The 19,857-nt window shown below is 46.0% G+C and carries 17 protein-coding genes; 8 read left to right on the forward strand and 9 right to left on the reverse strand.

The window, feature by feature from the left end; all coding sequences use genetic code 11:
* The first annotated feature begins 420 nt into the window (after positions 1-420).
* Positions 421-1,158 (forward strand): response regulator transcription factor, encoded by a 738-nt coding sequence (locus ACBR23_RS25945; protein ID WP_340517458.1) that lies wholly within the window; start codon positions 421-423, stop codon positions 1,156-1,158.
* 91 nt (positions 1,159-1,249) lie between these two features.
* On the opposite strand, the gene ACBR23_RS25950 is transcribed toward ACBR23_RS25945, so the two are convergent.
* From ACBR23_RS25950 to ACBR23_RS25960, 3 genes are all read right to left on the reverse strand, one after another.
* Positions 1,250-2,101 carry an Npun_R2479 family HD domain-containing metalloprotein gene (locus tag ACBR23_RS25950; RefSeq protein WP_341739537.1) on the reverse strand — a complete coding sequence of 284 codons (852 nt, stop codon included), beginning with the start codon at positions 2,099-2,101 and terminating at the stop codon, positions 1,250-1,252.
* Between the two features lie 126 nt (positions 2,102-2,227).
* On the reverse strand, positions 2,228-2,431 hold the full coding sequence (locus ACBR23_RS25955) for a hypothetical protein (protein ID WP_340517306.1): 204 nt from the start codon (positions 2,429-2,431) through the stop codon (positions 2,228-2,230).
* Between the two features lie 149 nt (positions 2,432-2,580).
* Positions 2,581-2,745: a hypothetical protein gene (locus ACBR23_RS25960; protein ID WP_341739536.1), complete on the reverse strand. Its 165-nt coding sequence runs from the start codon at positions 2,743-2,745 to the stop codon at positions 2,581-2,583.
* A 104-nt stretch (positions 2,746-2,849) separates the two neighbouring features.
* On the opposite strand from ACBR23_RS25960, the gene rpsL reads away from it, so the two are divergent.
* From rpsL to ACBR23_RS25990, 6 genes are all read left to right on the forward strand, one after another.
* Complete coding sequence (gene rpsL / locus ACBR23_RS25965) at positions 2,850-3,233, forward strand: 30S ribosomal protein S12 (RefSeq protein WP_340517302.1); 384 nt, start codon at positions 2,850-2,852, stop codon at positions 3,231-3,233.
* Between the two features lie 138 nt (positions 3,234-3,371).
* The gene (gene rpsG, locus ACBR23_RS25970) at positions 3,372-3,842 is read left to right on the forward strand and encodes a 30S ribosomal protein S7 (protein ID WP_096831141.1); all 471 of its coding nucleotides are present in this window, start codon (positions 3,372-3,374) and stop codon (positions 3,840-3,842) included.
* A gap of 449 nt (positions 3,843-4,291) precedes the next feature.
* Positions 4,292-6,364, forward strand: coding sequence for an elongation factor G (gene fusA, locus ACBR23_RS25975; protein ID WP_371120683.1), 2,073 nt, complete (start codon positions 4,292-4,294; stop codon positions 6,362-6,364).
* Positions 6,365-6,464: 100 nt separating this feature from the next.
* Positions 6,465-7,694 carry an elongation factor Tu gene (gene tuf / locus ACBR23_RS25980; protein ID WP_371120684.1) on the forward strand — a complete coding sequence of 410 codons (1,230 nt, stop codon included), beginning with the start codon at positions 6,465-6,467 and terminating at the stop codon, positions 7,692-7,694.
* 254 nt (positions 7,695-7,948) lie between these two features.
* Complete coding sequence (gene rpsJ, locus ACBR23_RS25985; RefSeq protein WP_265238410.1) at positions 7,949-8,257, forward strand: 30S ribosomal protein S10; 309 nt, start codon at positions 7,949-7,951, stop codon at positions 8,255-8,257.
* A gap of 251 nt (positions 8,258-8,508) precedes the next feature.
* On the forward strand, positions 8,509-8,670 hold the full coding sequence (locus tag ACBR23_RS25990; protein ID WP_341739534.1) for a hypothetical protein: 162 nt from the start codon (positions 8,509-8,511) through the stop codon (positions 8,668-8,670).
* A 5-nt stretch (positions 8,671-8,675) separates the two neighbouring features.
* Here the strand turns inward: ACBR23_RS25990 and ACBR23_RS25995 are convergent, their stop codons facing one another.
* Positions 8,676-9,086 carry a hypothetical protein gene (locus ACBR23_RS25995; protein ID WP_371120685.1) on the reverse strand — a complete coding sequence of 137 codons (411 nt, stop codon included), beginning with the start codon at positions 9,084-9,086 and terminating at the stop codon, positions 8,676-8,678.
* Between the two features lie 37 nt (positions 9,087-9,123).
* Between ACBR23_RS25995 and ACBR23_RS26000 the strand changes: the two genes are divergently transcribed.
* Positions 9,124-14,490, forward strand: coding sequence for an AAA family ATPase (locus tag ACBR23_RS26000; protein WP_371120686.1), 5,367 nt, complete (start codon positions 9,124-9,126; stop codon positions 14,488-14,490).
* Positions 14,491-14,626: 136 nt separating this feature from the next.
* Here ACBR23_RS26000 and ACBR23_RS26005 read toward each other — a convergent pair whose 3' ends face one another.
* The 5 genes from ACBR23_RS26005 to ACBR23_RS26025 form a co-directional block, all read right to left on the reverse strand.
* Entirely contained in the window at positions 14,627-16,204 is a 1,578-nt protein-coding gene (locus ACBR23_RS26005; protein ID WP_371120687.1) for a flavin monoamine oxidase family protein, read from the reverse strand.
* Between the two features lie 140 nt (positions 16,205-16,344).
* Positions 16,345-16,791, reverse strand: coding sequence for a lipocalin-like domain-containing protein (locus ACBR23_RS26010; RefSeq protein ID WP_371118048.1), 447 nt, complete (start codon positions 16,789-16,791; stop codon positions 16,345-16,347).
* Positions 16,792-16,833: 42 nt separating this feature from the next.
* The gene (locus tag ACBR23_RS26015; protein WP_371121028.1) at positions 16,834-18,669 is read right to left on the reverse strand and encodes a thiamine pyrophosphate-binding protein; all 1,836 of its coding nucleotides are present in this window, start codon (positions 18,667-18,669) and stop codon (positions 16,834-16,836) included.
* Between the two features lie 344 nt (positions 18,670-19,013).
* The gene (locus tag ACBR23_RS26020) at positions 19,014-19,559 is read right to left on the reverse strand and encodes an IS1634 family transposase (RefSeq protein WP_371118052.1); all 546 of its coding nucleotides are present in this window, start codon (positions 19,557-19,559) and stop codon (positions 19,014-19,016) included.
* Between the two features lie 65 nt (positions 19,560-19,624).
* Positions 19,625-19,857, reverse strand: a 233-nt coding sequence (locus tag ACBR23_RS26025; protein ID WP_371125706.1) for a hypothetical protein, incomplete at its 5' end; no start/stop codon positions are given.

Here is a 19,857-nt window from a genome sequence, read left to right on the forward strand (position 1 = left end):
TCCATCCGCCCACTCCTCAAAGCTATGCTTTGAGATTGTGAACAGATGGAATCCTCACCTCACACGCCTTTCATCCCACACTAACCGAGGCGGTATAGTGTGGGGATTCCCGTCTGTCTAGCTAAAATTTGTCATCGAAGGACCGTCAGAGTCGGTGATAGCGCCCAGAGATGCTGCTAAAGTTGAGGATGGGAGCAGACCAAAAACCAACCCCAGGCAAGATTTTTGGGGAAGGGGCTTTCTGATACACACCCTTAGCACTTATAATTACTACAAGAATATTTACATAGTTCAACAGGTTCTTAAAGAACCTTACTATCCTTAATGAAGCTTAAAATTAGTAAATTGTTGGTTAAAGTTACCTGGAACCCCCAGAAGGCTGTAGGCTGCCCCGTCTGGTTAGCGGTGAGATAAATAATGATGCCTCGGATACTTGTTATTGACGATGACGCGGCGATCGCGGAACTCGTAGCCATTAACCTAGAAATGGCTGGGTACGAAGTAACCCACGCAGAAGACGGCATCAAAGGTCAGGCCCTAGCCATACAACTGCTGCCAGACTTGATCGTCCTAGACCTGATGTTGCCTAGAGTAGACGGATTCACAGTGTGTCAGCGTTTGCGGCGAGACGATCGCACCGCCGACATTCCCGTCTTGATGTTGACCGCCTTAAGTCAAACTCAAGACAAAGTAGAAGGCTTCAACTCCGGTGCCGACGACTACCTCACCAAGCCCTTTGAACTAGAAGAAATGCTAGCGCGAGTGCGAGCCCTACTGAGGCGCACAGACCGCATTCCCCAAGCAGCCAAACACTCCGAAATCCTGAATTACGGACCACTGACCCTTGTACCAGAAAGGTTTGAAGCTGTTTGGTATACTCAGATTGTCAAATTGACCCACCTAGAGTTCGAGTTACTACACTGCTTGCTTCAGCGCCACGGTCAGACAGTCTCTCCCAGCGAAATTCTTAAAGAAGTCTGGGGTTATGACCCCGACGACGACATCGAAACCATTCGCGTACATATCAGACACCTGAGAACCAAGATGGAACCCGATCCCCGCCATCCTCGGTACATCAAAACCGTATACGGAGCGGGCTATTGTCTGGAATTACCCAGCAACGAGCAAGTAGCGGAGGAAAGCAAATCATCTGCTTGAGTTAGTGCGCCACAAGCCACAACCAATGACAAATCTAGCTAAAAAAGCCTGAGAGCAAGTGTTCTCAGGCTTTTAATTTCTAATCGACCCATCAAGCAACCTCAGTATCGCAGCGTTGATGTTCCATCCGAAATACATTCGCGTACAAACTAGCCACAATCTGTTTACCTTCCTGGGTTAACTGTAAGTAACCGAGAGATTCGCTGATGTGCGGATAAATACCGCTCCAGTAAAACTTCGAGTAGCTTTGGAGCAAGTCCCCCGGATGTCGGTAGCCCAAAATCTTAGTATCACCGCTTTCTTCCAATTCGTAAAACAGCGCGCCCATTTTTTGTAAATATTGTGGGTTGCTTAGTTGACCGATTAAGTCCGCACCGCGAACTAAACTCGAATAATTAACTACGTTTTGATTAGCGTTGCTGTCAAGCACAGAAAAACGAGTTTCCTCGATGTTTTGTTTGATGGCTTCAGCATTAATTAGCTTGTGATTTCCGAAGCGTTCGTCAATGAAGAGTTTAGCTCTATCAACTCGGTAAGGTGCTAGGCTGGCTGCGGTTGCACCGGGAGGAAGTGCAATTTTTATGCCATTTTTTCCTGTAGCGTACAATCCTTCTACTTGTTGGTCAAGTCGGCAAACTCCTTTGACATATCCGATATCTTGACAAAGCAACGAAATGATGAAGTGAAGCCAATCTTCGCAGGATACTCCTCCTTTGCGAATGTGTTTTCCCCGCAAGATTTCTTGACCGACTAGGGTGACACAAATTGCGTGTTCGACATTATGATAAAGAGCGTCGCTGTTGGCAATGTTTTCTAATGCCATTGCTCCCACCCAAGAAATTATATCTGCATAATCGGATTTATACCCTCCGTAAGTGCGGCTATAGCCGTTCTCAAGGTGTTGAATGAAAGCCTCTATTAGTAGTTCAGTAGAATTAAACATACCCGTCCTTTTACCCTAGTATCGCCTTCCTCTAGTATGGATTTTAAATTTTTGTGAGTTTAGGTTGAATCCCTCGCGAATTAATTAATCGAAGCTTAACTTAAAAATCACCAATGCCCTAGAAAGTTAGTCCATCACGGACAGCCATCCCCGGCGTACGGCGTAAAGTAGTCTGCTGATGATTTTTTGGTCGTCTGAGCTTCGGGAAGTTTGAGAATTAATTGCGGATTGAATCTCTTGTAACTGATTTTTTTCAATGGTTCCAGATTTCCAAATGTTTAAGTAGAGTTCGGAAATTGTATATTCGGGAATAAAAGTTTTGGTTCTCATGGCGGGTCTAGTTGAATTTATATTGTTTATTATTGGGGTATTTTCTATAATCTTATGTGATATGGATCGACCCGTAGCTGTGATGCGATCGCCAGAGTCAAGTTGAGACCCATCTACCAAAGGATTCAAGACCTCAAGGCTATTTTTGACTAAACCCGGTTTCTGCCTCCGCGACTGAGATTGCCTTGGCCACTGCACTGCTTAAGCTGGCTAAAAACTCCCGGAAATAACTTCCAGCCGGAGCGGGCGATCGAAAAAATCTTGCCAAAAAGAGTTGAGTCGTGTACAATACAGAGTCTGGTATCCTCATTCATCCATAATTTTCCCCAAAATCCCATCTCCGCATAGGGGAAGGGACTTTCAGTGCGGATGCCACAAAATCACTCTATTCAGCAAAAAGCTAGAAATGCCGTAACTCATGCCCACTATTCAGCAACTCATTCGTTCAGCACGAGAAGAAACGCAGAAAAAAACCAAATCGCCAGCTCTCAAAAGTTGCCCCCAGCGCCGCGGAGTTTGCACCAGAGTGTACACAACCACCCCGAAAAAACCTAACTCGGCGCTGCGAAAGGTGGCGCGGGTGCGGCTTACCTCTGGTTTTGAAGTCACAGCCTACATCCCCGGTATCGGTCACAACTTGCAAGAACACTCCGTAGTCATGATCCGCGGCGGTAGGGTAAAAGATTTGCCTGGAGTTAGATACCACATCATTCGCGGTACATTAGACACGGCAGGGGTGAAAGACCGCAAACAAGGTCGTTCCAAATACGGGGCCAAACGTCCTAAAGCAGCGAAGAAATAAAACGTAACTTGCATCTTTGAGGGGTTAGAGAGCCAAAATAAACCCTCGATCGCCCGTTGATAGCTAATTAATAGTCGATCGATAGCTCACAAAAACCCCAAACTCCATCATTCAAAATCAAAAATCCCAAATAGAACTATGTCTCGCCGCACAGTTATTCAAAAACGCCCAGTCCCCCCCGATCCAACCTACAACAGCCGGTTGGTAAGCATGATGGTGAGGCGGATCATGCAGCACGGTAAAAAATCCGTTGCCTCCAGCATCGTCTACGACGCCCTCAAAACCATCCAAGAACGCACAGGAGCCGAACCGTTAGACTTGTTTGAAAAAGCAGTCAAAAACGCGACACCCCTAGTGGAAGTCAAAGCACGTCGTGTAGGTGGCGCCACCTACCAAGTGCCGATGGAAGTCCGTCAAGATCGCGGCACAACCCTCGCCCTCCGCTGGCTGATCAGATTTGCCAGAGCCAGAACCGGCCGCTCCATGGCCGCCAAGCTCGCCAACGAACTGATGGATGCAGCCAACGAAACAGGTAGCGCCATTCGCAAACGCGAAGAAACCCACCGTATGGCAGAAGCCAACAAGGCCTTCGCCCACTACCGCTACTAATCGCCAAATCTGGTAAGTCGAATTGGACGATTTTGTGGTATGAGAGCATTGGGTGAGAGATTGGAAAGTGTAAATTTTTAGTATTGAGGTTGCTTCACCAAGGCCTAGGCTGCGAGGCACGAAGCAAACTCAACACTGGAAAAATCCCAATTCAAAACTCTCTTAATCCTCCATGTCACATACTTAATATTTTTGTAAACAAATCTTGCAAAAAATATTAAAATGTAACAATAAGCTCCATTAACTTATGTTGTCAGTCACTAGCGACTGCAAAATAGGGTTTCTGTGTAGTATAATTGTATTATAACAGCAGAGCGATAAATCGATCGCGGTTGGCTAAACCGTGAAAGCTTACTGAGGGATAGCCGCTCCCATGCTCCCGATGAAGTAAGAAGCAAATGTCTAGATTTGTCTAGTATTTGTATACCAGAATACTCAAGGAGGTAGCTGTGGCACGTACCGTCCCGCTAGAAAAAACCCGCAACATCGGCATCGCAGCCCACATTGATGCGGGCAAAACAACAACAACAGAAAGAATTCTGTTCTATTCAGGCATGGTTCACAAAATGGGTGAAGTGCACGATGGAACAGCAGTTATGGACTCGATGGATCAAGAGCGGGAGCGGGGAATTACGATTACTGCCGCCGCTATCACCACCACTTGGAAAGATCACAAAATCAACATCATCGACACTCCCGGACACGTAGACTTCACGATCGAAGTCGAACGCTCCATGCGGGTGCTAGATGGGGTGATCGCAGTTTTCTGCTCGGTAGGTGGAGTTCAGCCACAATCGGAAACAGTTTGGCGACAAGCCGATAGGTACAAAGTGCCACGGATTGTGTTCGTCAACAAAATGGATCGGATGGGCGCTAACTTTTATAAAGTCTACGGTCAAATTCGCGATCGCATGAGAGCGAACGCCGTACCAATCCAAATCCCGATCGGCAGCGAAGAAAACTTCCGGGGAATAGTAGACCTAGTGCAAATGAAAGCCTACATCTACAACAACGACACCGGCACCGATATCGAAGAAGTAGAAATCCCCGAAGAAGTCAAAGAGCTAGCATCTGAATACCGAACCAAACTGATCGAATCAGTAGCAGAAACCAGCGACGCCCTCACCGAGAAGTACCTCGAAGGCGTAGAACTAACCCAAGACGAAATCCAGTCGGCCCTGCGCCACGGGACGATCGTTGGCAGCATCGTTCCCATGCTGTGCGGTTCTGCTTTCAAAAACAAAGGCGTTCAGTTGTTGTTGGATGCAGTGATCGAGTATCTGCCGTCGCCCTTGGAAGTTCCCCCAATTCAAGGACACCTAGCCAACGGCGACATCGCAGAGCGACACGCCGACGATAACGCGCCCCTGTCAGCCCTGGCATTCAAAATCATGTCAGACCCCTACGGCCGCCTCACCTTTGTGCGGGTATACTCCGGTATCCTCAAAAAAGGTACTTACGTCCTCAACTCCACCAAAGACAAAAAAGAGCGGGTTTCTCGCCTAATTGTACTCAAATCGGACGATCGGATTGAAGTAGAAGAACTGCGCGCCGGAGACTTAGGAGCAGCCTTGGGCTTGAAAGACACCTTCACCGGTGACACCCTCTGCGACGAAACAGCACCAGTAATCCTGGAATCCCTGTTTATTCCAGAGCCAGTAATCTCGGTGGCGGTGGAACCCAAAACCAAACAAGACATGGAGAAGCTCTCCAAAGCCCTCCAGTCCCTCTCGGAAGAAGACCCCACCTTTAGAGTCAACGTTGACCCAGAAACCAACCAGACAGTCATCGCCGGTATGGGCGAACTGCACTTGGAAATTTTGGTAGACAGGATGCTCCGCGAATTCAAAGTAGAAGCCAACGTCGGTAAACCGCAAGTAGCCTACCGCGAAACCATTCGCAAAGCAGTCCGTGCCGAAGGTAAATTTATCCGCCAAAGCGGCGGTAAAGGTCAGTACGGTCACGTCGTGATCGAACTAGAACCCGGAGAAGAGGGAACCGGCTTTGAATTTGTCTCCAAAATTGTCGGCGGCACAGTACCCAAAGAGTACATCGGCCCGGCAGGACAAGGGATGAAAGAAGCCTGCGAATCAGGTATTCTAGCAGGATATCCGATGATTGACCTCAAAGCTACTATGGTAGACGGGTCTTTCCACGATGTAGACTCCTCAGAAATGGCATTTAAGATCGCCGGTTCAATGGCGATCAAAGAAGCCGTGATGAATGCAACGCCTGTGCTGCTAGAGCCTATGATGAAGGTAGAGGTCGAAGTTCCCGAAGATTACATCGGGAATGTCATCGGCGACCTCAACTCCCGTCGGGGTCAGATCGAAGGTCAAGAGACGGATCAGGGAATTGCTAAAGTTTCTGTAAAAGTTCCACTAGCAGAAATGTTTGGTTACGCCACTGACATCCGCTCGAAAACCCAAGGTCGAGGCATCTTCACAATGGAATTCAGCCATTACGAAGAAGTGCCGCGAAATGTGGCTGAAGCCATTATCGCTAAGAACAAAGGGAACTAATGATTGGAGATTTGAGGTTTTGGATTTTGGATTGAATCCAAAATCTCCAATCTCAAATCTCAAGTCTAAAATCGCTAAAAAAACAAGGAACAAATCGAGAATGGCACGCGCAAAATTTGAACGGACTAAACCCCACGTAAACATTGGCACGATCGGTCACGTTGACCACGGCAAAACAACCTTAACCGCCGCGATTACCATGACCCTTTCGGCCCTGGGTCAGGCCAAGGGTAAGAAGTACGACGAAATCGACGCCGCCCCTGAAGAAAAAGCACGGGGTATTACGATTAATACTGCTCACGTAGAATACGAAACCACAGATAGGCACTACGCCCACGTTGATTGCCCCGGACACGCTGACTATGTGAAAAACATGATCACCGGTGCTGCTCAAATGGACGGTGGCATCCTGGTAGTGTCTGCAGCAGACGGCCCCATGCCTCAAACTCGCGAACACATCCTGTTAGCTAAGCAAGTTGGCGTTCCTAGCTTGGTAGTGTTCTTGAACAAAGAAGACATGGTAGATGACGCAGAACTTTTGGAATTGGTGGAACTGGAAGTTCGCGAACTTCTAAGCTCCTACGATTTTCCTGGCGATGATATCCCCATCGTCACTGGTTCGGGACTCAAAGCTCTCGAAGCCATGATTGCAAATCCCAAGTCTGTCAAGGGCGAAAATCCCTGGATTGACAAGATTTATGCACTGATGGAAGCAGTGGATAGTTACATCCCCACCCCCGAACGTGAAATTGATAAGCCATTCTTGATGGCAGTAGAAGACGTATTCTCCATTACAGGTCGGGGTACTGTCGCTACTGGCCGGATTGAACGTGGTAAGATCAAAGTAGGCGAAAACGTCGAACTCGTAGGTCTCAAGGACACTCGCAGCACTACCGTGACTGGTGTAGAAATGTTCACCAAGTCTTTGGATGAAGGCTTGGCTGGGGACAACGTGGGCTTACTGTTGCGAGGGATTTTGAAGGCAGATATTGAACGCGGCATGGTGATTGCCAAGCCAAAGAGCATCTTGCCTCACACTCAGTTTGAATCTGAAGTCTACATCCTGAAGAAGGAAGAAGGTGGTCGTCACACGCCCTTTTTCTCTGGCTACCGCCCTCAGTTCTACGTTCGTACAACTGATGTAACTGGTACGATCATGCAGTTCACCGCTGATGACGGCTCCGAAGCAGAAATGGTGATGCCAGGTGACCGGATCAAGATGACCGTGGAGCTGATTCACCCGATCGCGATCGAACAAGGAATGCGTTTTGCAATCCGTGAAGGCGGACGCACCGTCGGCGCAGGCGTTGTTTCCAAAATCCTCAAGTAGGAATACGCTCATAGTCAGTAGTCATTAGTCAGTAGTCAGTAGTCAGTAGTTAGTAGTTAGTAGTTAGTGGTCAGTTGTCCTTAGTTTATATTAGTAGTTAGCTAATGACTAATGACTACTGACTAATAACTAACGACTAATAACTAATGACTAATAACTAATAACTAATGACTAATAACTAATAACTAATGACTAATGACTAATGACTAATAATAAACAGAACCTAGAAAATTAAAGAAACCAAAATGGCAGCTATCCCACAACAAAAAATTCGCATCCGCCTCAAAGCTTTTGACCGACGCATTCTAGACGCATCCTGCGAAAAGATTGTAGATACAGCAAATCGGACAGCAGCCACTGCGATCGGTCCGATTCCCCTACCTACAAAACGGCGGATTTATTGCTTGCTGCGATCGCCCCACGTAGACAAAGATTCTCGCGAACACTTTGAAACCCGCACGCACCGCCGCATCATCGACATTCACCAGCCTTCTGCTAAAACAATTGACGCTTTGATGAAACTGGATTTGCCAGCAGGCGTAGATATCGAAGTCAAGCTGTAGATTGACAGTTTGAGAAATCACAAAAAAAGGAACAAGGGAAAAACACTTTGTTCCTTTTTTTATTAGTCCCGGACGCAAAGATAGTCAAAAACCGGGTTGTTTACGAACTCAATAGGATTTAGCGGGGTTGGGGTTGGAGGAATTGCCGCCGGAGATTGGCAAGTGCACAGAGCTTGAGACGTTGGTGTTGGGGAAATTGGATATGATAGTTTCATCGATCGCACTATTCTACATTCCGTAAATTACCAGCTATGAACATTCAGTTGGTTGACTCCTTAATTCAAGTCATTGAATCGCTGACACCTGAAGAGAGTTTGCTGTTCCAAGAAAAACTCTCGGCTAGGGTGATTCAGAGTACGCCCATTAGTAACAAGTTAGAAGGGAGTAGATTTTGTCAATACCTCTTGGGATAGAAATATTAGGGAATAATAATGATAATCAAATAGGGGTAAGGGCGAGAGAGTCCGCCTGCGGTGGACTCTCTCACCCAAGCACGATTATCATTATTAATAAGTTGTGGACTCGATTGGCGTTGCACCACGATCGATAACAGTGACGGACGATCGATAATCGTGACGGGCGATCGATAATCGTGACGGACGATCGATAACAGTGACAGGCGATCGATAACAGTGACGGGCGATCGATAACAGTGACAGGCGATCGATAACAGTGACAGGCGATCGATAATAGTGACAGGCGATCGATAACAGTGACAGGCGATCGATAACAGTAATGCAGTAATGCAGTAATGCAGTAGAGTTGGGATACAGCTCAGCAGCAACGCAAACAAGCTATCTTGTATCAAACCTCGGGTCATCTGAGCCATTTATGGTAAAACTCCTATTGATAACCCTTTTTTAACTATGATTACAATCCCCGGTTATTCTATCACTGCTCTACTCTACTCTGGTAGCAGGACTCAGGTTTATCGCGCTATGAGTGAAAGAAACCAAAACCCTGTGGTCATCAAACTACTTAAATCTGAGTATCCGACCTTTAATGAACTGGTGCAGTTTCGCAATCAATATACTATTGCTAAAAACCTTGATATACCCGGAGTGGTCAAACCTTTAAGTCTGGAAAACTACGATCGTGGTTTGGCTCTTGTTATGGAAGACAATGGCTGTATTTCCCTCTATGAAGAAATGAAGCAATGGGGGAATGGAGAGGGAATGGGGAGATGTTATGATTCCCTAAACGAGTTTTTCTGCATCGCCATTGGGATTGTCCAAGCCCTAGAAGGATTATATTCATACCGAGTTATTCACAAAGATATCAAGCCCCAGAATATTCTAATTAACCCCCAAACTAAGCAGGTAAAACTGATTGATTTCAGTATTTCCTCTCTGTTACCTAGAGAGAGCCAGGAAATCATTAACCCTAACGTTCTCGAAGGAACACTACCTTATATGTCCCCGGAACAAACCGGACGGATGAATCGGGGTATTGACTACCGCACCGACTTTTATTCGTTGGGTGTTACTTTCTACGAACTACTGACTGGGCAACTCCCCTTCTCCTCTACTGACTTGATGGAGTTAGTCCACTGTCACATTGCCCGCAAACCAGCTCCCCCGAACGAGCTTGTACCAGCGATTCCCCGGGTGGTTTCCGACATGGTAATCAAATTGATGGCAAAAACCGCTGAGGAACGCTATCAAAGTGCTTTTGGACTGCGAGTAGACCTAGAAATCTGTTTACAACAATGGCAAGAAAAAAACAGCATTACGCAGTTTCCCCTAGGCAGCAGGGACATCACCGAGCGCTTTATTATTCCTGAAAGACTTTACGGTAGAGAAACGGAAGTTGCTACCCTGTTAGCTGCATTTGAACGAGTCAGCATAGGCACCACTGAAATGATGTTAGTGGCTGGCTTTTCGGGGATTGGCAAGACAGCGGTGGTGCATGAAGTCCACAAACCCATTGTTCGGCAACGGGGTTACTTCATTAAAGGAAAATTCGACCAATTCAAGCGCGATATTCCTTTCTCTGCTTGGGTGCAGGCACTCCAGAATTTGATGCGGCAACTGCTGGGCGAAAGTGCCGACTCTGTGCAGAAGTGGAAAACCAAAATCTTGTCGGCTTTGGGTGAAAATAGTCGGGTAATTATTGATGTCATCCCAGAATTAGAACTGTTGATTGGGGTACAGCCAGAAGTTCCAGAATTGGAAGGAAGTGCCGCCCAAAATCGCTTCAACCTGCTCTTTGAAAAGTTGATCCGGGTGTTCGCAACCAGAGAGCATCCCCTGGTCATTTTTTTGGATGACTTGCAGTGGGCAGACTCCGCTTCTCTGAAGTTAATGCAATTGCTGATGAGTGAAACGGATAGAGGCTATTTGTTGTTAATAGGAGCCTATCGGGATAACGAAGTTAATCCAGCACATCCTTTGATGTTGACGTTGGATGAAATTCGGAAAGCATATGCCACGGTCAACCAAATTACTTTAGCGCCCCTAGACCAGCATTCTTTAAACCGCCTGATTGCCGATACCCTGAGTTGTCCCCCAAACTTAGCAATGCCTTTGACAGAACTGGTGTTTGCTAAAACCAAAGGCAACCCATTTTTTGCGACTCAATTCCTTAAATCTTTGCATCAAGAGGGACTAATTTATTTTGAATTTAGTGGCGGCTATTGGCAGTGCGACATTGCCAAGGTGATGGCACTGGCTGTCAGCGATGATGTAGTTGAATTTATGGCAACTCAATTGCAAAAGCTGCCAGAGAATACCCAGAATGTGTTGAAAATGGCTGCTTGTATTGGCAACCAATTTGACTTAGCAACTTTGGCTATTGTACATGAGAAACCTCAAGCAGAGACGGCGGCTGACTTGTGGAGAGCCTTGCAAGAAAGCCTGATTATTCCGATTACTGAAAGTTACAAGTTCTTTCAGGACTCTGAATCCGTTGAAGTTGCACAAGGGTCTGAGTTATCTGTTCCCTACAGATTTTTGCATGACCGAGTGCAGCAAGCGGCTTATTTTCTGATTCCCGAATCCCAAAAACAGTCAACTCACCTGAAAATTGGGCAACTGCTGTTGAGTAATATTCCACCAGAGGAACGGGAAGAAAAGATTTTTGATATTGTCAATCAGTTGAATATTGGGGTCGAGTTAATCAACCATCAGACTGAGCGCAATGAATTAGCTTCTTTGAATTTGATGGCTGGGCGTAAAGCTAAATCTTCAACGGCTTATACGGCTGCCAAAAGATATTTAACTGTGGGTTTGGAACTCCTAGCAGCCGATAGTTGGCTCGAGCAGTATCACCTAACATTAGCTCTGCATGAGGAAGCAGCCGAGGCCGCGTACCTGTGCGGTGACTTTATCGCCATAGAGCAATTGGCTGATATTGTTCTCGAACAAGCTTTGACGCTGCTGGACAAAGTAAAAGTATATGAGGTCAAGATTCAAGCTGCTGTAGCACAGGGCAACATCAAGGAAGGAATTAAAATTGGACTCATTGTGCTGAATCTGTTGGGGGTAATCTTACCAGAAGAGCCAAACCAGTTGGATATTCAAAAAGGACTGGAAGAAACCGCTGCACTTTATGTTAGGGAAGAAATCGAAAACTTAATTCATTTGCCGGAAATAACATCTTCTGAAAGTCGGGCAGCTTTGTTTATCTTATCGACTATAACAGCTGCGGCATTTATAGCTGCTCCTGAACTTTTTGTGTTGATTGTATTGACAGAAGTCAAGTTATCTATCCAACATGGAACGTCAATTTTTGCGGCTTTTGCTTATGGTTGTTACGGAGTAATCCTGTGTGGTGTCATTCAAGATATTGAAGCTGGTTATAAATTTGGCAAATTGGCTATGAGCTTAGTAGAACGATTGAATGCCAAAACAGTTAAGGCGAAGGTATGTGATACTTTTGGTGGTCACATCATACATTGGAAAGAGCATATCAAGGAAAGCTTACCCGTTTTGATTGATGGCTATCACAGCGCCTGGGAAACCGGAGATTTTGAATTTGTTGGTTATTGTGCTCAATATGTGTGCCAAAATTCATATTCTATCGGTCGCGAACTTACGGTTATAGAGCAGGAAATGGCGGCTTACTGTCAAGTTCTCAATCAAATCAGGCGGGAAACTACCTCGACTTGGATTGCCATATTTTGGCAGGCAGTGCAGAATTTGTTGGGTAAGGTAGAAAATCCAACACAGTTAATTGGTGATGCCTACAACGAGGATCAATCGCTGCCACGTATGCTTGAGGTGAATGACAGACAAGGAACTAATTTAGCATATTTAAATAAGCTGATCTTAAGTTATCTGTTTGGAGAGTATCATCAAGCTGCAAAAAATGCCCTGATGGCAGAAGAGTATTTAGATGGTGTCGCAGGAACGGTGGCTGTCCCTCTATTTCATTTCTATGATTCTCTGGTTCACTTGAGCTTACTTACCGATGCTTCCGACTTTGAAAAAGAAGCTTGGCTCAATCGGGTTAGCAGTAACCAAGAAAAGATTCAGAAATGGGTGCATCATTTCCCAATAAATCATCAACATAAATTTTATCTAGTAGAGGCAGAAAGACATCGGGTTCTGGGTGATTTTGTTGAGGCAATGGACTACTACGATCGCGCCATAGCCGGAGCTCAAGAAAACGAGTACCTCAACGAAGAAGCCCTAGCTCACGAACTCGCCGCCAAATTTTATATTAGTTGGGGCAAGGAAACAATTGCCCAAGCTTATTTAATTAATGCCTACTATGCCTATGCTCGCTGGGGAGCCAAGGCAAAAATTGATGATTTAGAAAAACGCTATCCCCAGTTACTCGCCCCCATTCTGAACCAAAAAAACAGTGCAACAACAGGGGAGACAATTGTTCAAACGCTTACAAAAACCGTCACGTCGAGCAGTTCAGGTTCAGCTAATTCAGCCATTCTAGACTTTGCAACAGTGATTAAAGGCTCTCAAGCACTCTCCGGGGAAGTTGAACTGGATAAGTTACTCTCCACTTTGATGCAAGTTACCATAGAGAATGCTGGAGCAGAAAAAGCCTTTTTGATCTTATCCAAGGCAGGCAACTTGGTGATTGAAGCAAGGGGAGTTAGTGGTACAAAAAAAGCAACAGTAATGCAATCGATTCCAGTTGAACAAAGCCCAGAGATTCCTGTAACTTTAATCAACTATGTCTACCGCACATCTGAAACTCTGGTACTCGACGATGCCCGTGTTGAAAATACGTTTTCTGCAGATCCCTACATCATCGGTACCCAACCTAAATCGGTATTGTGTACGCCCATTATTAATCAAGGTAAATTCTTGGGTATCCTTTACTTGGAAAACAATCTCACCACCAGGGTATTTACTCCGGACAGATTGGAAGTTTTAAAAATCTTATCCTCCCAAGCAGCTATTTCGATTGAAAATGCGCGACTATATCAAAATTTAGAAGATAAAGTAAAAGAACGTACTGTTGAACTAGCTGAAGCTAATCAAGAAATTAGCAGTCTCAATGAACTCCTAAAGCAAGACAATCTGCGGATGAGTGCAGAACTCGATATTGTCAAACAACTGCAACAAATGGTGTTACCAAAACAGTCAGAACTAGAAGCAATTGAAGGCTTAGAAATAGCTGGCTTTATGGAACCTGCCGACGAAGTTGGCGGCGATTACTACGATGTATTGCAACAGGACGATCGAGTCAAGATTAGCATTGGCGATGTCACAGGACATGGTTTAGAAAGTGGCGTGTTAATGATTATGGCACAAACTGCTGTCAGGACGCTTCAGAAAATGAACGAAACCGATCCCGTGAAGTTTTTGGATGTGATCAATCAAACTCTTTATGACAATCTCCAGCGGATGGATTCCCAGAAAAATATGTCTCTAGCCATCTTAGACTATGCCGGAGGTGTCTTGAAATTAAGCGGACAACATGAGGAAACGATCGTAGTGCGCGCTGATGGAACATTGGAGTGCATAGACACAATGGATTTAGGATTTCCTATTGGTTTAGTAGAGGAGATTGGCGACTTTATTACCCAAATAGAAGTGCAGTTAAATCCTGAGGATGTGGTGGTGCTTTATACTGATGGAATTCCGGAAGCTCGTGATATTAATAAATCGCTGTACGGGTTAAAAAGGTTGTGGCAAGTGGTGGTAGAAAATCGTCATCTCTCGGCAGCAGAAATTCGGGAAGCTGTGATCGATGATGTGCGGCAGTATATTGGCGTTCAGAAGGTTTTTGATGATATTACTTTGGTGGTGATGAAACAAAAATAGGTGCGTTTAGGAGGATGTAGAAAGACGATGAGATCGCCTACGACCCCAGTAAAGTCCGTCTACCCCCCTCAGTGGGAAGTGCGACGGACTAAGGGAAATATAGCGAAGATACTGTTGGTTTTAAGATCGCATGGGTTTAAATCCCAAACCTCTTAAGCACCATATCAGCGGTCTGTAACGCGCCTTCGACCCAACCTTGGGCATCTGAATAGGCTTCGCCGCAGATGTAGAGAGATAGCCCATCGAAAGGTTGGACAATCTTTTCCTTGACCTCCCAACTCTGCACGCCAATATTCCAACTGTTCCACCCGCCACCAAATGGGTCGTCACCCCAGTCACGGAATGCCGCGTTCTTCACCTCAGGTGTGTGGTTGAGACCGTGGATTGTCGCAAGCTGGCGTGCCACCTCCTCAACCATCGGCTGAGGAGCGCTGTAGTTGTACCATTCCTGGTCGTCTCGTTCCTGGCGATCGCCCCGGAACGGGTTGCAGACTTTCGCAATCTCTTGACCCGCTTGCCATGCCTGACCCCGCCGTGGGCGGAGACCGTCCCAAAAGCCGATGTTTGTCCCATCGTCATAACTTGCCATCAACATCGACGGTCCGTCAGTTGCTGGCGAGCCGTCCTCTTTAGGCCAGTAGTAGGTTTGTCGCACCGGAAGGTCTGTGACCGTTCGTCCAGACTCAACTGGAACAAACTTGCCATCAGTCGCAGTGTAGCCTGCGGCACGCCACCACGGATTGGTATAGGTTGTGAAGAGCTTGAAGAGTGGACGCGGCGTGACGCTCGCAATCAGCTCCTGTATCTTCTGGAGAGGAGGGCTTGTCGGTGCCAGGATCTCGAGTGAGTGGCAGGGCATGGCAAGGATTAATGAATTGGCTGCGATCATTTCGCCCGGGAGGTTCAGCTCAAACATACTGCCATTCCAATCAAATCCGTCGATCTTCGTACTGAGCCGAATTTCGCCGCCATCTTTCTGGAAAAGCTCCGCTAATGATTTCGGTACCTCCTGAAATCCCTTCTTAAAACCTTGGTATTTTGAGCTAATGCCAAAGTCGGAGAGATACCAAGGAATTGCATCAGCGGCGTTCCAGTTCGTCAGAGTCGAGTTGTAACCCCCAGCATCGACACCGAGTTCGTAGGCTTCGCCGCTGATGACACGGATTAACACGTTCCAAAAGCCTTGTTGCCATAACGGTCTTCCAGCGAAGTTCGCCTCCTGCGCCATCTGTCGCCGCTGGCATTCATTAAGCCCTGGATCTGTGATTCCCGGCACAATCTGCTCAATCGCGTTGATGATGATGCCGCCTGCTGTTTCACCACGCTCTAGGAACGAGAGATGATAGGGCACTTTGTCCGGTTGGGTAGTGAAGTCGGAGAGACGAAGATAGATGCCACGGAGATAGGCAATGTTTTGTGGCTCATCGACCGGAAAGTCATACAACTCAATCTTCTGTTCCGGCAGAAGTGCACGATTAAGCTCATCAATGAGTTGCGCGATCAGCGGTTGCACGGCTCGGAGGATACGCATCCCACCAAGTTCCGCAACCATGTTGTCGATGTCGGGCGGTCGCACAGACAGCAGACGCCCGCCGATGCGATCGCTCCCCTCAAAGAGGATGATCTTCTTTTCCGGGTAGGCTCGCTTGAGCCGCCACGCGCTATAGACACCCGATACGCCGCCGCCAACGATCGCAATATCGATTGCATCCATAAATTTGTCATCCTTTGTTCGTGTTTGGTTTAGGGAATAGGCGAAACGTTCACTCGAGCGTGTTTCACAATTGCCTTTTTCGGCAATCTTGCCTAGTAAATTTATATAAATTTACTAGGCAACAGCTCATTAAAGGTTCGTTACGTTGGTCTAGAAAGGGAGGCACGCTTCCAAATCAGATAGGCTCTCTGCTTCTTACCGCCTATCGGGATAAGAGGTGTACTCAATGTCAACTGCTCATCTTTGAATTCAAAGAAACGTTCTTGGTTTATACCAACCCAGTTGGGAAACAGGCTGGCTTTAATATGATGAATAACTTTGTTGTCGTTGATTTCATACTCACCACAATAGGCGACGTAAGTTTGTTCTGCCCTTGCCCGCTCTTCTGTGGTTCCTCCCAGAACGTCATCAGTCTCAAAGTTGGGGCGGTTGGCTGTCATCAGATTAGTAGACATATATCCATCCTCGGAATACAGCACGTAGCCAATTGCATCTTCACCGAATGGGTAGGTGATGTTGCCCTCTTCATCCACATTTTTCCACGAGAGCAGTTGCCAAGTTCCCACAAATGGGTTTTCTGCGATCATTTTTTATTCCTCATAAATTTAGTCGGACTTTCAAACACTTTTTTAAATTACAGGAAATGCTTTTTGAACATCCTGACCGTAGTAAGGTGGCACCTCATCTGTATTGATATGGGCTACAATTACCTGGGGTTTGTTGTTTAGAGCCGCGTTCTTCATCGCCTGTGCCAATCGCTCCCTCATCTCTTTAGGACTATAAATGTTATAAGCATCCGCACCCAACCCTTCGGCAAACTTTGCTAAATCTGGATTGCCGAGGTTATAGTAGTTTTTCCATTCTGGATTTGGCAAGGGAGACCCAGAGGTGTACATCATCGTCTGACTAACCATTCCTAAATCATTGTCTTGAAGCACAATCCAAATAGCACCGATGTTGTACTTTGCAGCCGTCGCTATCTCATTGCCCTGCATCATGAAACCGCCATCCCCCGTAATCGCTATGCAGGTCTTGTCCGGTGCCCCCACCTTTCCACCAACGACCGCTGCCGTACCAAAGCCCGTTGGGCCTAAATTCAGTGAATTGTGCATCTGGGAAGCCTGGTCAATTACCAGGTAATGCAACGACCAACCAATGCAATTTCCACCATCTATGAACAGGTGTGTCCCTGGAGGCCGCAATTCCTGGATGCACTTCATCAGGGCTTGCGGCAGTATCGGGTTAGCGTCGGAATCCATCTTGTGTGGAGTGATGAACGGTGAGTGGTCTGTTTTGATATGCTGAATGAATTTCCGACGTTCTTCAACGAATTTGTTCGGTGGAGTGCTTTCACTGAGTTCAAATAAGTTATCGATAACAGCGCCGATTTCAGCCACGATTCCCAGTTCAATTGGAAATCCTCGACCAATAATGCTTTGATCTAAATCGACCTGAATAAAGGGTCCGTTAGGAATTAACAGATTGTCCCATGCAGCTTTCCCGACGCGCGTAGCTAGCCCATCCAAGTTAGACCCCATAACCATCAGGGCATCGTACTTCGATCCCATATAGTATTTATGGTCTTCAAAATCTTCGGGCGCTATATAGTATTTAGGCCACTCGCAAGCCGCAAGACCGTAGTTTCGTAGCGACAGCTCATGGTTTTCGGGGAATACTCCCTTACCATCCGGTGTCGTCATCACCGGAATTGCGAACTTCTCAACGAAATGTATGAACTTTCTGAGCCGCTCACCCTGTAGCACTTGACGACAGCCGTTCCCCAAGAAAATCAATGGATGTACGGCATCGATCAGATAATCAAATGCTTGCTTTACCTTTTTTGGATCGGAAGTGCTAGGAGTAGTCCGATAATTTTCGGGCGTGTTCGGAAAGGTTATGTTCTTTAGCGAACTACTGGCAACATTGTCTGGAAGACTGAGATGGGCGGCGCGGGACGGAATAGAGAGCGCAGTGCGAAGAGCCTGGGTAAAAAGTGTTTGAAAATTATTCTCATTGCTGATCATCGCACTATACTGACAGGCGTTACGGTAGATGGCATTGATTCTGAGACTGCTGTTAACCCCCTCTTGGAGATAACCTTTGCCAAAATTCGCTTCTGACGGTTCTCCTGTAATGATTAATAAAGGGGAGTTGCTCTGTTGAGCATTCGCTGTTCCTGTCAGAGCGTTGGTTGCGCCCGGTCCCGACGTGACCAATACAACGCCAAGTTGGCCAGTGACTCGTGAATAGCCATCAGCTATATAGACAGCGCCCGTTTCCTGTCGGCAGATGAGGTAGTCAAACTTGTCCTTCTGGCATTTAAGTTCCTCTAACACAGACTTGTTCGCGGCACCAGGGTAGCCGAACAATTTATTAGTCCCCTCCAATTCCAGATATTGTAAAAGCAGTTGGGCAACAGTCACTGTCTCGCGAGTGGAATAGTATGAACTTCTATTTTGTTTCATGACTTTCCGGCTAATTATCCGGTATTGTTTATGTTATTTCTTAACACAGTAGTATAACCTGTTTAATGTTGTCAACCAACAGAAAAGGTAAGCACTAATACTCATGCGAATAGATAGGGTAGAAGATATCTGATGAACGTGAGCGTGCAAATTTAATGGATAATCTAGATAAGAAATATATTGAGCTGAGCATAAATTATGAAAAATCGCACTCAGAGGTTGCATGAAATTCAGCCCTACTGGGAGGTGTGGTCAAAGTTATACTATCAATACCAATGCAGAATCCCTGTTTTATGAACCTGTAACGAGTGAATTTTTCGGCAATATGTCGCTTTATGAAGCGTCTAAATCACCAAAACTATATATTTCACAATCATTTCATCAGGATTTAATTGTGATGCATCCAGCACATTAGTAGCTAAGATAAATCTGCCACTAGCTTTGGTTATGCGAGCAATCACACTAGCATCTAATTCCAGTTTTGCTTCAACTTTAAATATCAAGCTAGAGGTAAATTTGTCATGAGAAATTGTCGAATTAGTAGCTGGTTTTGCGGTCGCTTGTCTGCTAGTAACTTGGGTTAAATTATGATATTTTAGTTGTTTAGATAAACGACTTGCTGCTGCTGAGGCATCCGCTGAACAAGCAAATTCAATATTTGATAACTCTCGCAACTTTTTCTGACCCTCAACTTCAGCTTTTTTGAGGTTTTTTGATAATTTACGTCGGTCAGCATCACGACGCAAACTGCTCTCTACTACTAACCATCTTTGTTCAATTCCACCATAATTACTTTTGTGTTCTGACCAACTATATCCCGTCACTGAACTTTGATGAAATTCTGATTCATTTAGCTGAGATACCAGTTGCTGCGCTTGTTTGAGGCTCAGCGGTACACCATTAGTAACAAGTTAGAAGGGAGTAGATTTTGTCAATACCTCTTGGGATAGAAATATTAGGGAATAATAATGATAATCAAATAGGGGTAAGGGCGAGAGAGTCCGCCTGCGGTGGACTCTCTCACCCAAGCACGATTATCATTATTAATAAGTTGTGGACTCGATTGGCGTTGCACCACGATCGATAACAGTGACAGGCGATCGATAACAGTGACAGGCGATCGATAACAGTGACAGGCGATCGATAACAGTGACAGGCGATCGATAACAGTGACAGGCGATCGATAAC

The organism is Microcoleus sp. (assembly GCF_041354475.1).
Taxonomy (GTDB): domain Bacteria; phylum Cyanobacteriota; class Cyanobacteriia; order Cyanobacteriales; family Microcoleaceae; genus Microcoleus.